At 40.5% G+C, this 14,178-nt stretch carries 13 protein-coding genes and 1 tRNA gene; 1 reads left to right on the top strand and 13 read right to left on the bottom strand.

Features of this window, described 5'->3' with window-relative positions:
- Positions 1-356: 356 nt before the first annotated feature.
- The 13 genes from BMY70_RS30965 to BMY70_RS19150 all read right to left on the bottom strand — a co-directional run bounded on the left by BMY70_RS30965 (position 357) and on the right by BMY70_RS19150 (position 12,441).
- Positions 357-500 (bottom strand): hypothetical protein, encoded by a 144-nt coding sequence (locus BMY70_RS30965; protein ID WP_177197075.1) that lies wholly within the window; start codon positions 498-500, stop codon positions 357-359.
- Between the two features lie 77 nt (positions 501-577).
- Positions 578-2,995 (bottom strand): ABC transporter permease, encoded by a 2,418-nt coding sequence (locus tag BMY70_RS19200; RefSeq protein ID WP_090337920.1) that lies wholly within the window; start codon positions 2,993-2,995, stop codon positions 578-580.
- 627 nt (positions 2,996-3,622) lie between these two features.
- Positions 3,623-5,125, bottom strand: a complete 1,503-nt coding sequence (locus BMY70_RS19195; protein WP_090337919.1) for a choice-of-anchor I family protein — start codon at positions 5,123-5,125, stop codon at positions 3,623-3,625.
- A gap of 328 nt (positions 5,126-5,453) precedes the next feature.
- Positions 5,454-5,527 (bottom strand) — tRNA-Ala (locus BMY70_RS19190).
- Positions 5,528-5,700: 173 nt separating this feature from the next.
- Positions 5,701-5,877, bottom strand: coding sequence for a hypothetical protein (locus tag BMY70_RS30960; RefSeq protein ID WP_177197074.1), 177 nt, complete (start codon positions 5,875-5,877; stop codon positions 5,701-5,703).
- An 83-nt stretch (positions 5,878-5,960) separates the two neighbouring features.
- On the bottom strand, positions 5,961-6,482 hold the full coding sequence (locus BMY70_RS19185) for a 3'-5' exonuclease (RefSeq protein WP_090337918.1): 522 nt from the start codon (positions 6,480-6,482) through the stop codon (positions 5,961-5,963).
- Positions 6,483-6,643: 161 nt separating this feature from the next.
- Positions 6,644-7,672: an energy transducer TonB gene (locus BMY70_RS19180; protein WP_090337917.1), complete on the bottom strand. Its 1,029-nt coding sequence runs from the start codon at positions 7,670-7,672 to the stop codon at positions 6,644-6,646.
- 56 nt (positions 7,673-7,728) lie between these two features.
- Positions 7,729-8,082, bottom strand: coding sequence for a PadR family transcriptional regulator (locus BMY70_RS19175; protein WP_090337916.1), 354 nt, complete (start codon positions 8,080-8,082; stop codon positions 7,729-7,731).
- A 93-nt stretch (positions 8,083-8,175) separates the two neighbouring features.
- The gene (locus BMY70_RS19170; protein ID WP_090337915.1) at positions 8,176-8,646 is read right to left on the bottom strand and encodes an Lrp/AsnC ligand binding domain-containing protein; all 471 of its coding nucleotides are present in this window, start codon (positions 8,644-8,646) and stop codon (positions 8,176-8,178) included.
- Positions 8,647-9,199: 553 nt separating this feature from the next.
- Complete coding sequence (locus BMY70_RS19165) at positions 9,200-9,949, bottom strand: SDR family NAD(P)-dependent oxidoreductase (RefSeq protein ID WP_090338313.1); 750 nt, start codon at positions 9,947-9,949, stop codon at positions 9,200-9,202.
- Positions 9,950-9,954: 5 nt separating this feature from the next.
- Positions 9,955-10,824, bottom strand: coding sequence for a helix-turn-helix domain-containing protein (locus tag BMY70_RS19160; RefSeq protein ID WP_090337914.1), 870 nt, complete (start codon positions 10,822-10,824; stop codon positions 9,955-9,957).
- A gap of 201 nt (positions 10,825-11,025) precedes the next feature.
- On the bottom strand, positions 11,026-11,994 hold the full coding sequence (locus BMY70_RS19155; RefSeq protein ID WP_143072133.1) for a hypothetical protein: 969 nt from the start codon (positions 11,992-11,994) through the stop codon (positions 11,026-11,028).
- A gap of 192 nt (positions 11,995-12,186) precedes the next feature.
- Positions 12,187-12,441, bottom strand: a complete 255-nt coding sequence (locus BMY70_RS19150) for a hypothetical protein (protein WP_090337912.1) — start codon at positions 12,439-12,441, stop codon at positions 12,187-12,189.
- 135 nt (positions 12,442-12,576) lie between these two features.
- Here BMY70_RS19150 and BMY70_RS19145 point away from each other — a divergent pair, with 135 nt between their 5' ends.
- Positions 12,577-13,842: a hypothetical protein gene (locus tag BMY70_RS19145; RefSeq protein WP_090337911.1), complete on the top strand. Its 1,266-nt coding sequence runs from the start codon at positions 12,577-12,579 to the stop codon at positions 13,840-13,842.
- Positions 13,843-14,178 lie beyond the last annotated feature (336 nt).

Raw genomic sequence — 14,178 nt, 5'->3', positions numbered from 1 at the left:
AATGAAGGGTTGTTAGTTTCAATCTTGATTTAGAGGAGATCGCTTCCCGCTATTCAAATAAATTTTTCCATTCTTTTTTACAAAATTCACTTTACCATAAAGAAGTTTCACCAAGTCTTTTTCCAGATTTCCATCAAAAGCAACGATATCCGCAAATGCACCCTCGTTAATTACACCAAGCAAATTCTTTTGCCAGAAGGCGACTGCTCAGTTATAAGCACTGATCCGCAACACATCTTCCAGCGCCAAACCAGCTTCCAGATATGAAGCAGCTGCATTTTTCGCCTCAGCGCCAGGTGATTTCGGCCCGTATAAATACATATCGGAACTGGATAAGTTCCTTTCAAAGCCATTGATCACAGTGTACTTTCTGAAATTCCATAACCATGTTCAATCCCACCGACACCAGTGATGAATGCATATGCGATAATTTCGTCATATGGCGCATGAGCGGTGACTTTCAAGTCAGCTTTATGAGTAACTTCAACGATCGCCTGCATTTGTTCGGGGATTATATACCCGAAATTCCAAAAACTGTTTACAATCCGAGTCTTTGAAATTCCGAACAAACATGGTCCTACTCAGACCGAAGGCTTTTCACAGGATCCATCAAAGCGGCTTTAACTGATTGAAATGAAACTGTAAACACCGCAACTGCAATGGATAAAATGCCAGCAAGTGAAAGCATCCACCATGAAATTTCAATTCTGTATTCGAATTCCTGAAGCCATTTATTCATTCCGTACCAGGCAACTGGCATTGCGACAATAATGGCGATGCCTACCAGCTTAATAAAATCCCTGGAAAGTAACATGACGATCCCTGAGACAGATGCGCCCAATACCTTTCGTACGCCTATTTCTCTCGTTCTTTGCTCAGCAGTAAACGTAGCCAGCCCAAACAAACCAAGACATGCTACAAAAATTGTCAGTCCCGCGAAAACTCCCAGAATCTGCCCCGTCTTTTGTTCCGCCTTGTACGTGTTGTTAAACCTTTCATCAAGAAATGTATACTCAAAAGGATTTTCAGGTTTGAAGCTGTCCCAGGTTATTTTCATTTTCGCGAGTACATCTTTTACATTTTTCGCTTTCAACTTTACAATTGTAGTTCCCGCTTCGCCGCTGAGTGTCATCACCAAAGGACTAATGCGCTCATGGAGAGACTGGAAGTGAAAATCTTTAACGACCCCGATTACACGAAAAGTTGATGTTTGACCCTCGTTATTTGCTCTGCTTATCGTGTGGTCCAGCGCATTATTTTTCCATCCCAACATACTGGCGGCAGTCTCGTTAATAATCACACCCGAAGAATCGTTTCCAAAATCTTTTGAAAAATTTCGTCCGTAAGCCATTTCCATACCCAGAGTTGGAATATATTGATAGTCAACTTCATAGCGAAGTGTTTTTACTAACGTGGAATTATTCCCGTCCGGAAAAACCATGTAATTATTATTGTTAGACGGACCGGCAGGCAGAAAACCAGAAGCGCTCACACTGACAACATTTGGATCTCGTAAAAGCTCGTCATGAAAAGCCCGTTGGTTTTTTCCCAACGACCAGGTATCCAAAACCAGGACTTGATCTTTGCTATAACCCAGTTTTTTGTTTTGAATGAATTTAAGTTGCTGATAAACCACAGTAGTTCCGATCATTAAAGTGATGGAAATGAAAAACTGCACAACAACCAACCCGCTTCTCAGGCTGATACTCTTCTTATCGAAATTGAATCTGCCCTTCAACACCGAAATTGGTTTGAAGGATGATAAGTAGAATGCCGGATAACTGCCTGATAAAAGTCCGATCAATAGGCCAAAAAGTAACAGATAAGGAAGGATTTGTGGTACTGATTTAAGCTGCAACGATAAATCTTTGCCAGATAAATCATTAAAAAGAGGCAAGGCCAGAAAACCAAAAATTGTTGCCAGGATCAATGCTATGGACGTTAGCAAGACTGATTCTAACAAAAACTGCAATATCAGCTCTCTTTTCTCTGAGCCCATTACTTTTCTGACACCCACTTCTCTTGCTCGTTTCGAAGAACCAGCCGTGGAAAGATTCATGAAATTAATGCAAGCGATGACCAGCATAATTACCGCAACTCCACCAAAAATATATACGTATTTAATATCGCCGCTATTGCTTAAATCATACACTGCATCGCCATACAAATGGATATCAGTCAACGGCTGCAGGTGTAATCCGATATCATTGCCAGACTTACGAAATTCCGTCAACGAAATGCCCATCGCTTTTTTCAATTGAGGCCCCATATATTTTTCGACTGTCTGAGGCAATTTTGCTTCAAGCCTTTTGTAATCATATCCCTTTTGTAAAAGGAGATATGTGAAAAATTCTGACACCATCCAGGAATCAGAGCGAGACTCTTCCAGTCCTCCCATGGAACCAAAAAGCTCGTACCGAAAATGAGAGTTGACAGGAACTTCCTTGATCACACCGGTTACTTTTAATGGGCTATCTGATCCTTTAAACTTTAATATTTTACCAACAGCATCCGTGCCGCCAAAATATTTGACTGCCGCATTTTCTGTAATAACAATAGTATTTGGCTCCTTTAATGCGGTTTCTTCATCTCCATTTATGAAGGGTAATGTAAAAACTTTAAAAAAATTAGCATCGACAAAAGCCATGTTCTCGTCAGAATATTGCTTATTTCCAATAATCACTTTCGGTCGTCCTGCCTGTCGCAGACGTGTTGCTTCCAGCACTTCGGGATACTCGTCTTTCAAAGTTGGCCCGGTAGGAGGCATCACGTGTGCCTCGTTTATTTTTCCGCCGTTCATCGTCCCCTTGAATACAACACGCACAATCTGATCGGCTTTCTCGTTGTACCGATCAAAACTTAGCTCATCAAGTACATACAAACTAATCAGCATACATGAAGCAAGGCCGATCGCAAGGCCCACGATGTTGATTGCAGAAAAAACACGATTGCGTAACAAATTCCGCCAGGCGATTTTAAAGTAGTTCCGGATCATTGCAAAGTAAATTGAGTACTGTTAGAATATTTTTCATGGCTAATACACCTTATGCAAAATTACCAAATATTACGGTACATTGCATAACATAGTTCCTTGTATAAAATATTCATACCAGTTCATCAAAATGCGTCTTAGAACCATTTTGAAGGATTAGGGGGAGCAGTAGTGTCCGAAATCGGACGTTTTTATTGCAAAATCGGTCAATTTCAGATAAAAAATAAACTATGAAACCTCCATTGGAAATTGTAACCATATCCTGGAAGCAGGCGATATGATTACTGAGTAAATTTTAATCAAATTACTGAATAATAAAATTTATTTATAGGAATTATTATAATTGCATTCTACATTTGTGTAGTATTATTTCTATATTTCTATTATGTTATTTTTCTGAATCTCGTTTGAATTCGAGATTATCAGAATAGTAACTGGAATTTTAAAAAATAGCAGTAAGAGTAGAAAAACCTGTTCACGCAACGCACACTTAATGATTGATCGTCGCTAACTCACAGATAATTATAAGGATAAAGCAACTATCAAGCCATTGTTTTTGTAGAATTAACATCCGGATTTGATTGTAGACCGCCGGGTTTCCGGTAAATGGTAACTCCGACGGCCCTAAATTTAAATTGTCTGATAGAACTTCACCGTTCCATCCCCCTCGTTAGACGATACAAGCATAGCTTTGCCATTTGGGCTTTTATCCGCTGATATAAATAAAATACCTTCCGGAGCATCTCCTGTTTTGATCATTTGAAGAAATTTGGGAGCCATTGGGTTACGTACATCATATACGGCGATGGCATCCACTCGTTCAAGCGCGATGAATGCAACCGGACTATTATTCATCCAGCCAATGGTAACTCCCTCCGGTTCAACGCCTTTATCGTCTGAGCGATCATCGTCGTAGATGTTAGCTTTAATTACTTCTTCTTCCAGACTTTTCCCTGAGTCGTAAACCGACTGTCCAGTTTCAGCGTTGTAGATACTAAAACCGCGGCCGCCAAAACCATAAAGCACGTCATAGTCTCCGTCATTATCCGTATCGCCCAAGGTACTGGTCACACGCAGACGGCCAATATTTTCCGGTAGTTTCAAAGACACAGCGTTGGGAAATGCTGATGCATCCAATTTGAGAGAACTTACACGCGCCTGCTCATCAAATGCAGCATATTCCCGTGCATCGCCTTCATTAGCTGTAATAAGATACCCGGCCCCATTCACTGAAAAATAGGAAACAGCATCCGGAAGAAAAAATGATTTGACGGGCCATTGCGCCAACGCAACTTTATTATCCCTATCACTCGGGTCAATCGCATTCGCCGCCAGATTATAGTCTTTAGTACCGAGCGGGTTAATTTTTAAAATGACTCCGTTTTCAAGATCAACTTCTGCGATCCCGTTGTTCTCTTGTAAAGTCACAAAAGCCTTTTTTGAATTTTCTGAAATGGCGACATACTCAGGTTCGACATCCTGTGCAAATGTTGCCTTTGGGCCGTAAATACGAAAACCATTGGCTGCTAACTGCATGTATGAACCTGCAAATCCACCAAATGACAGCGTTTTCACATTGTAATTATCCTGCACATTAATGATTGATACAGAACCTTCCGGATCGACGGTATAATCCGCATTCGGTTCTCCCTCATTCGCGGTGACGATGTACTTTCCGTCAGGACTGAAAGTAACCATATCCGGCAAAGCACCGACCGTTACTTGTTTGATTTGCGTAAGTGTTGATGTATTTATAAGAATGACACTGCCATTCTGCTGCTTGTTAGTCGCTTCAAGTGCAATAGCGAGCTTCCCATCCGACACTGCCACACTATTGGCAACACCACCCAACGCCGAAACATTGATAGGCTGTAATTTCTTGATCGCTGGAAATGAAGAAAGATCAAGCACATCTACGATTGCAGTTGCTTCGTTATTGACATTAAAAAGTCTTTTCGTTGTAGGATCGTATGCCGAGATCTCGGACGCTGCCGCGCCCCCTAAATCTATCTGGGCCACCTCGCTAAATGATGCTGGATTTTCGTTTCCAGGTTGTTCAATAGAATGATCTGTGCAACCTAAGGCAAGTAATGCCAGTAAAGTGCAGGCTGAGATTGTAGTTTTTTGGAACATAATAATTGTGAGTAGTTAGGCTGTAAAACTACATCGCCAACAATTTTATCCAGATGATTTCTAAAAGCTTAACAATTTTTTAACTTGGCTAAGTCCGGAAAAAATCGGCTTCCATATGCACAAAACGAAAGAAATTCTGAAGAATGCTGACTTGTGATTTCTCTATTCAAAAAGCAGTACAGTCAGTCCTAACAACGGATGGGAAATCTTAAAAAGTATTTGTCGGCCAGAGCTCCAACGCCATTTGGAGCTTTGGCGCCGGTCCTGGACATCCTTTAAAACAAAAAGCTACCTCTCCAGGTAGCTTTTTGTTTTAAACATCGGTTTGTGGAGAATATCGGATTCGAACCGATCACCTCTTCACTGCCAGCGAAGCGCTCTAGCCAAATGAGCTAATCCCCCTTGTTCAGAGTGCAAAGATGTATGAGAGAAATGGTATAAACAAATGATAACGCTATTTTTCAACTACTTTTATTCAACAAAATGGCAAGAATCTCATAGACAAGGCATTAAAAAAAGGACAGAGCAGTCATTTTCCGACTTAGCTCTGTCCCGTATTTATCGTTAGTGCTTTTTTAGCTCTTATTGCCTCCAAGCATTTTGGTGAATAACCAGATAACTAAACCTATAACAGCGATGACTAGGATTGCCCCCACCCACATACCACCTTTGAAAATGCCTCCGGCAAGTTCGCAGCTGGTTAAGCCAATCATTAGGAAAAAGACGATGAGGAAGTTCATGTAAGCTTTCATGCGTATAATAATTTAGGTTAATTTATATACCTCTCACTATTATAAAAATCATTCCACATGTATCTGAGCAATCATGCCAGGATTTACGCGTAATCCATCGGAATCAATTTTTGCAGGTCATTTTGCAGAAGCAATTCAAAAAGTTTTACGGTAGCGGCGGCATCGCCCTGGGCGCGGTGACGGTTTTCAATTAATATCTGAAGGCTTTCACATAGATTTCCTAAACTGTACGATTTCAACCCGGGAAATATTTTTCGGCTTAACTGCACAGTACATAGCAAATCTCGCTGAAAATATTCATCCAGAGCGCCGAATTCTTTTTTCAAAAATCCATAATCAAATTTTGCGTTGTGCGCTACAAACCATGCGTCAAGCGTCAACTGACGAACCGCATCCTGAACCTCCGAAAACGTCGGCGCATCCTGAACCATCAGGTTATCAATACCGGTAAGGCGGGTAATAAATGGTGGAATAAATATTTCAGGATTGATCAGGGAATGAAAGAAGTCGACAACTTCTACTCCATTATGACGAAAAACAGCTATTTCAGTTATACGAGCATTTCCTCCTCCTCCGGTTGTCTCTATATCAACAATGGCGTACATTACTTAACGAATATCTGCATAGGTAAACAAATCGTGTTAGCTGGAACTCTTAAACAGTTATTTTGAATTGCATTTGAAATACAAAAAAACGAAAAAATCCCCGCAAATGGCGAGGATTTTTTCAAATATTTACTAGATTCACTAAACTCTTCCGTTGGAAACTAGTCGAGCTGAAACACAATTGGCAAGTTAAAACGAACACGCACAGGATTCCCTGACTGACGTCCAGCTTTCCAGTTTGGCATCAATTTGATAACGCGCTCTGCCTCTTCATCACAACCAAACCCGATCCCTTTGAGCGTTTTCACATCCTCAATCTTACCATCAGAGCCCACAATAAAAGAAACAAAAACTCTTCCTTGAATATTCGCCCTTGATGCCTGAGAGGGGTATTTCAGGTTTTTTCTTAGAAATTCAGCCATGGCTGCATTACCCCCTAAATACGCGGGCGCCTGTTCAACGACTAAAAAAGTTTCTTCTTTTGGAGCCTCAGCTTCCACTGCCTTGCCTTTTCCAGCCGGAGCTTCTGCTGCCGGAGGAACGATGTCCATCATATCCGAATTTCCTTCAATCGTTTTTTCTCCAGGTAACGCATGCTCCAAATCGTCCACTGTTGGCGGCGTTGCTTCCTCCACCACCATATTATCAGGCAAAACATCAAAGGACGGAGATTTCACTGTGTTAGGCTGAGGTTCTGCCTTCGGAGGTTCAACCGGTACTGGCGGCGGCGTTACTTCTGGTTTGACATCCACTGTTATCAGTTCGACCTGAAAACCAATATCATCCTTTTCAGGCTCAGGTACCAGTCGAGCATACAAATTCGGCAACAGCATAATGAGTAAAAAGAACGTCACCCCCAGCAAAAGTGAGCGCTGCATTGTGCTGTTATACCCTTTTCGAAGCTGATAAGCTCCGTAAGATTTGTTTCGTCCTTCAAAAACGATGTCATTTAATGTTTTTTCCATGGCTAATAGATGATTATGTTCAACACTCAATACATGGAGCGTTTCCGGATCAGCTGTTTCAACGATTCCGCTAAAAGCATGCTCAAACGAATCCCCGTCCCAAAGTCTTTCTTCTGCTTCGCACGCCAGGTGATCGAGAATTTCAGGAAGTAATTCCGCACTCAACCCACTCTTTTTCAAATAATTGCTGAGCAATTCTATTTTGTTTTCTTGAAGGCGTTTCATCTGTAAAGTAGATTAGGGTATTACAGGATTTATAAAAACTATTAGCCAATGATCTGTTATTCAGTCGCCAGACTTTTCGGCGCAAGCAATAAACGGATCGCATCTACAAATCGTTCGAGATCATCCGTCTTAACACGCGCGGCTTCGTTTCCCGGCGTTGTCAGCGAATAATATTTCCTTAAGCGACCGTCAACTTCGACAGATTCAGTCACAAGAAGCCCTTCCTGTTCCAATTTGTGTAACACTGGATATAACGCACCAAAGGTTAATGCAATCGCCCCGCCTGTCCGCTCTTTAACCTCCTGGGTAATTTCATAACCATACATACGCTTTTCCTCAGCCAGTAAATTTAGAACAATGGTTTTCAGCGTACCACGCACGTATTCGTTGCTTGTTGTGTTCGTATCCATAAGTCAGTTTTTACCTTACAAATATATATAAGTTTTTTATATATACAATAAGCAAGATTAAAATTTGATTAAAAATAAGTATTTAGTAAATTATCAGTCGTCTGTAAGTGGAATGGAGCGATTAATACGTTCCTCTAACGAAATAAATGTCTCTGTTCGCTGAATTCCACTGACTTTTTGAATTTTGTCATGAAGAATCTCTCTTAAATGACCTGTATCCCGACAAACAATTTTGATAAAAATACTATAGATTCCGGTAGTATAATGAATATTTACTACTTCCGGAATTCGTTCCAGTTCTTGTGCTACCTGTTCATACAGAGAACTTTTATCAAGATAAACACCAAGAAAAGCACTGATATCCCACCCCAGTTTGGCCGGATCGATCAATAGTTGTGAACCTTTGACAATACCGAGCTGCTCCATCTTCTTCATACGCACGTGAACCGTACCGCCGGACACAAATACGCGCTTTCCTATCTCAGTATAGGGAAGCGCAGCATTCTCGATCAGCAGCGATAGAATTCTTAAATCAGTACTGTCTATATCTGAATATTTCTGCATAAAGAGGATTTTTATTGAATTTTTGGCAATGATTTTAAGCAATTTATAGAAATATCGTAAATTTTTCGATTTTTTTATGCAAATATTTTATAATTAAAATTTTACGCCTTACTTTTGCATTGTCATTCCAGGGAAGACAATTTATTTTAAAATCTGGAATCGACAAAATATCACATTGTAGGGTGATGAAATTGGCAGCCATGCCCTCCTGTCTCGGGGGTGGTGAATCAGGGATAAACACGGTATAATGCCGACGAGAGTCGACTGGGGTGGACCACCAACAGTATTTTGTATCGCGGCTAACCGCACCGTGGGTGGTTCGAATCCCCCTCCTACAGCAAAAAAAACTTGACAAGCGATTTTTTTCGTAGTAGTTTTATTTGGTTTTTAGTTTGTTGATGAAGTGTAATTTGACACGCGGGTTCATTTTGAAACCTGCGTGTTTTTTGTTTCTTGACGAAAAAAGTGTTTTTTTAGGCTCAGGAGGCACTTTAATACCTACTGCGCGCTAAAAAGATATGTTACGTTTGCCCGTAGCAGTTATCATTTCCGTTCATTCTTCATAAATCATTTTCCGGGTCATGCCTCCGTCAATGACTAAATTTGTACCCGTTATAAAATTATTTTCAGGATTTGTTAAAAATAAACACGCCCTGGAAATGTCTTCCGGCTTCCCGACCCGGCCTGCCGGATGTTGTTGGTGATCAAGTGGTTTCAGTTGAGAATAATCACCAGTCTCTATCCAACCCGGACTTATCGCATTCACCATAATTTTGTCCGGCCCAAGTGAAACTGCCATCGCATGCGTTAAAGCCAGAATTCCTCCCTTCGATGCTGCATAAGCTTCCGTATTTGGTTCTGACATCAGTGCCCGGGTTGACGAAATATTAATGATCGCCCCTCCTCCATTTTCCTTCATTATTTTGGCGGATTCTCGGCTACAAATAAATGTGCCTCTCAAATTTGTATTTAATACGTAATCCCAATCATCAATGTCCAGTTCATAGGGCGACTTGCTTTTTCCTAATCCTGCATTATTAATCAAAATATCGACTTTCCCGTATTCTGATTTAATTTCTCTGAAAGTATCAGCAATGTCAACTGGCTGAGTGAGATCCACGATCCTTGAAAAAACTTTTGCTCCTTTTTCGCGTACCAGATTTTCAGTTTCCTTTAAATCGTCCGCGTTTCTGTCAAGAATTGCAAGTTTCGCCCCTTCTCTTGCATAAGCCAAAGCTACGTACCGTCCAATACCTTTTCCTGCACCGGTTATAACCACTATTTTATTTTCAAAAGATCGCATGATTTTCATTTATGTGACGAGGGCGAATAGCCAAAATGTGATTTAAATAATCTGGAAAAATGAGCAATATTCTCGAAACCTGTTGTATAACAAACATCCGTGACGGACATCGATTTATTTAAAAGCAAATCTTTGGCCTTTTCGAGCCGCTGCTCACGAATCCACTGTGAAGGCGGCATGTTATATAAGGCCTGAAAATCTCTCTTAAAGCTCGACAAACTCCGTCCTGATAAATAGGCAAGTTCATTTAACGAAACCGGATTCAGCAAATTTTCCTCCACAATTGCTTTAATATTCTTACGACTGATCTGATTGAGTTGTAATAATTGTGCCAGAATATTCTGGTCGGTATTCGTGAGATCAAATAACAGTTCGAGTAATTTAAGCCGGATAAGATTTTCCTCGATTTTCTCTGACTCGCTGAAATAAGGTTTTAGTGAATCCAGATATTTCAGCAAGCGCTCGTTGACTTCTCTAACCGACACAGGAACAGCCGCCGATTCATCGGTAGACAAAGATTTGATATCAGCTATTTTGATGAAATCTTTTAAAAGATCGTCTTTAAGAAAAAACATCATATACTCGACCCTACTGTCTTGCCCTGGCTCCGCAGCTTTATGATAATCTATCACAACTGCTTTCTTCAATAAAACCATCTGATTTTTTCTGACGGTATATTCTTCCCTTCCGTGGCGCGCTTTGTAAGTGCCTTCTAGAACAAACAACAAAAGGTGATCTTCCAGAAACATAGTGCCCGTCCGAGTGTCTGAAAACACGCAGGATTCGATGACCGATAGATCTTTAAATTTCAGACTTTTCTGGTTATAAGGGGCGCTTGTTAATCCTTGTGGCACTCTGACTATTTTTGTCTCCATTTTTCCGGTTCAGGCTATAAACCTTAAACAATACCAACTTCTAATAGTTCGTACGGTTCAGCAAAACATCATTTTCCGTACCAGCGAAGGTATTGTATATCCGTGAACACGATCATTGCCGGCAAAAGCAAAAAACCGCCGCTTAGGAAAAGGAGATTTCGATCCTTTCCAAAGCAGCGGTTCGCGCCCCTGATAATCCTGCTATTTCAACACCGAAATACTTCCCATATTTTCAAGCCTGGCAACAATCCCCCATCCGAAAAAGTTATTGGCAACCCCTATTAAAAGCTCGTTTTTCCCTTGTTTGAAAGGAATGTCAAAAGAGCAGTTTTCAAGTGACAACCTCCCAATTGGTTGTTTCATGATGGGCGAGCCGTATAAGTTTTTATCGACATACAAATAGCGACCGTTTAAAAATACCCAGACTTCATCACTGAAACCGAGAGACATTTTCTTTTTCTGTTCAGTTTTGGAGTCAATCATTGTTTTTAACCAGACAATCTTCCGCTTACCTTGATGTCCTCCAAATTTTCGCGTCAGGTTAATTAAACCCATTCTTTCTGAGCTGATAGTCTCCCAGATATCTCCGGACTTCGGCAAAAAATCGATACTGAAATCGATTCCTTTCGGTGTTTCAATAGGCTCGCTTACCTGCCAGGTACGAATATATCGGGGGTCGTGATCCGAAAGATCAATTCCCGGCAATGGGGATAAATTTTCTGTCTGATCCACTTTCATAACGAGGTTTGAAATAACGCAATCTCCTTCGAAAGCGATAGTACCTTTCGAAGTATTGGCTTCAAGTCTTGGAATTTCAACGGCTGGCCGCGCCATATCATTGACATATGCCCGCATCTGCATACCGGAAACTACAATCTTCACATGATTCCATCCATCTTTCCAGAAATAAGTGTTTCCCTGAAAGTGACCCAGCAAATCCCATAAATTCACGCCTGAAATTGTGGCTGCATACTGAACCGCATCTGTTGCAGCAGAGTCTCTATTTTGGTCTGTTCTGAAATAAAAACATTCATTTTCCTTCGGATTTTCCCAATGAAAATAAACGGTAGCAAAGTATGGATCGTTGGGTAGAAGATCAAATTCGATGGTCCCGTTAATAAACGTTGTGTTTTTTAAAACTGCCTGGACACCGTTAGCTGAAATCTTCATAGCCTGCCTGGAATCGACTTCTGTAAATTCAACCTTACCCTGCAAAAGTCCCAGCTATCTGCTGTTAAGGGAATTTTCAAAACCGAATTGATTTTGACAGCATCAGTATGTTTCTTTTTTTGAGCAACAACAGAGACTGAAATAAGGCCTAACAAAATAAATATTATTGTTTTCATGGCTTTGGATAAAGGATTAAAAGATGTGAATGAACAAAATGATTTTATCCATCAGGATATATAATTCCGGCTGCACTTTAATGGTGATATTTTCTTTTCGGGAAAAGCTTGCAGCGAGATTCATGGCTGCATCAAAACTTGCGACAGGCGACTGAACGGTTCCCTTATTTCGGTCGTCACCTTTCGAGGAATCCAGAAAGATGGTCTGCGCTTTCAATAATTGCGTAAGTGGCAATGATATTATCAGTAAGCGTGTTATAACTTTGTACATACTTTCAGATATTGTGTAAAATGACAGGTTATTTTACAGGTGACTTGTTACCTTTGACAAACCTAAGCGAATGGACATTCTTTTCTCTCTCAAATCCTGGTCAAGTTATTTCAAGTTATATCACATTGAAAACCAATGCCATCCGAGATAAACGAACTTTTACGGTGTAAGAAATTAATTGAGCAAAAGCTTGATTGGGGACCAGGCGAAAGTTGGCAAAGTATTGATTTTGAAAACCTGAGCCAGCTTATTCTGGATGATACCGGCGTTTCATTAAGCGTTAGTACACTGCGAAGAATCTGGGGAAGAGTTGAATATAATCATCTCCCAAGTGTGACGACGTTGAATACGCTGGCTAAGTTTGCGGGTTATGAAGACTGGCGAAATTTTATAAAAACAAAAACGACAGCTCAGAAAGAAATTTCTGAACCTGCCAACCAAAATAACAGGGCAGCCAAAAATGGATCGGCCATAAAACTGGCCTGGCTGTTTGGCTCGCTATTGATCATCGGAACGATCAGTATTTTCGCATTCGACAACGGTGATGCGCTTTTAAAACCAGAAGATTTTTCATTCAGCAGCCAGCCCATCACAAGAGGAATTCCAAATTCTGTCGTGTTCACCTATGATGCCTCACAAGCACCGGACGACTCGGTTTTTATCCAGCAGTCTTGGGACAATAATAAACGGACGCTGGTTGATAAAAACCAACACAAACACACGTCTATTTATTATGAACCAGGTTTGTTTATCGCCAAACTTATAATTGGAAACCAGGTCATTAGAGAACACAAACTTTTAGTCCCGACTGACGGATGGCTTGGTACAATTGACGATAAAGAAATTCCGGTTTATCTTAAAAATTCTGACTTTATAAGAGACGGAATTTTGAGCCTTCCGATTCCGGTTATTAGTCAGAAAAATATTCCGATGCAGCCAAAACCACCCGTTGTAACTTATTCTAATGTCGGCAACTTTGACCCTGTTTCTTTAAACGACTTTTCTTTTACCAGTGAGATAAAAAATGAATTCCGGGAAGGCGCCGCAGTGTGTCAGTTGACCAGAATAACCTTATTTACAGATAGCATTCCGATTGTCATTCCGCTTTCTGTTAAAGGCTGTGTCTCCGAATTAAACCTTTTAAGCGTCGATCATTATGTGTCCGGAAAAAAAGCAGATTTATCTGCATTTGGAGTTGATTTTTCAAATTGGGTCGAAGTTTCCTGCAAAAGCAACAGCTCTAATATTCAATATTTTGTGAATAAAAAGATCGCCATAGAGTTTCCTTTACCTAAAAACAACGTCAGGATTATCGGAATAGCTTACACCTTTCAGGGGACTGGCGCTGTTCGAAAGATCCGCTTATCCAGCCAGGATGAAATGGTCTTCGAAGCATTTTGAAAATTATAAACACACTTGATCTTGCTTTTCTAATTTCATTACTTTAAAAAAATCAAATACTTTTAATAAGACCGAACTTTATCAGTCGTCCCCCTTTTTTCAAGGACAAATTCCGGTTAACAGGTATATCCGGCCGCACTCATCCTGCCTACTCAGATTTTATATCAACCGCAGCCCCAATTTTAAATATTGATTTCATAGCTAATTAAATATGGCTTTACCGAAAAACTTTCAGGATGTTATTTGAAATTCAGCGGTTCAAATTTTCCCAAGTATCTTCTTGAACACAATTTATTTCACTAAATCGTTCTAAGAAATACAGCGCCAAATCCGTTA

The organism is Dyadobacter koreensis (genome assembly GCF_900108855.1).
Lineage (GTDB): Bacteria > Bacteroidota > Bacteroidia > Cytophagales > Spirosomataceae > Dyadobacter > Dyadobacter koreensis.
This window is presented reverse-complemented; position numbering and strand designations above follow the sequence as displayed.

Bases quoted from the DNA above. Each gene is read 5' to 3' on its own strand.
- BMY70_RS19165 (WP_090338313.1), bottom strand. From the start codon at position 9,949: ATGCGATCTTTTGAAAATAAAATAGTGGTTATAACCGGTGCAGGAAAA.
- BMY70_RS19170 (WP_090337915.1), bottom strand. From the start codon at position 8,646: ATGCAGAAATATTCAGATATAGACAGTACTGATTTAAGAATTCTATCG.
- BMY70_RS30965 (WP_177197075.1), bottom strand. From the start codon at position 500: ATGCAGGCGATCGTTGAAGTTACTCATAAAGCTGACTTGAAAGTCACC.
- BMY70_RS19180 (WP_090337917.1), bottom strand. From the start codon at position 7,672: ATGAAACGCCTTCAAGAAAACAAAATAGAATTGCTCAGCAATTATTTG.
- BMY70_RS30960 (WP_177197074.1), bottom strand. From the start codon at position 5,877: ATGAAAGCTTACATGAACTTCCTCATCGTCTTTTTCCTAATGATTGGC.
- BMY70_RS19185 (WP_090337918.1), bottom strand. From the start codon at position 6,482: ATGTACGCCATTGTTGATATAGAGACAACCGGAGGAGGAGGAAATGCT.
- BMY70_RS19195 (WP_090337919.1), bottom strand. From the start codon at position 5,125: ATGTTCCAAAAAACTACAATCTCAGCCTGCACTTTACTGGCATTACTT.
- BMY70_RS19145 (WP_090337911.1), top strand. From the start codon at position 12,577: ATGCCATCCGAGATAAACGAACTTTTACGGTGTAAGAAATTAATTGAG.
- BMY70_RS19200 (WP_090337920.1), bottom strand. From the start codon at position 2,995: ATGATCCGGAACTACTTTAAAATCGCCTGGCGGAATTTGTTACGCAAT.
- BMY70_RS19155 (WP_143072133.1), bottom strand. From the start codon at position 11,994: ATGAAGATTTCAGCTAACGGTGTCCAGGCAGTTTTAAAAAACACAACG.
- BMY70_RS19160 (WP_090337914.1), bottom strand. From the start codon at position 10,824: ATGGAGACAAAAATAGTCAGAGTGCCACAAGGATTAACAAGCGCCCCT.
- BMY70_RS19175 (WP_090337916.1), bottom strand. From the start codon at position 8,082: ATGGATACGAACACAACAAGCAACGAATACGTGCGTGGTACGCTGAAA.
- BMY70_RS19150 (WP_090337912.1), bottom strand. From the start codon at position 12,441: ATGTACAAAGTTATAACACGCTTACTGATAATATCATTGCCACTTACG.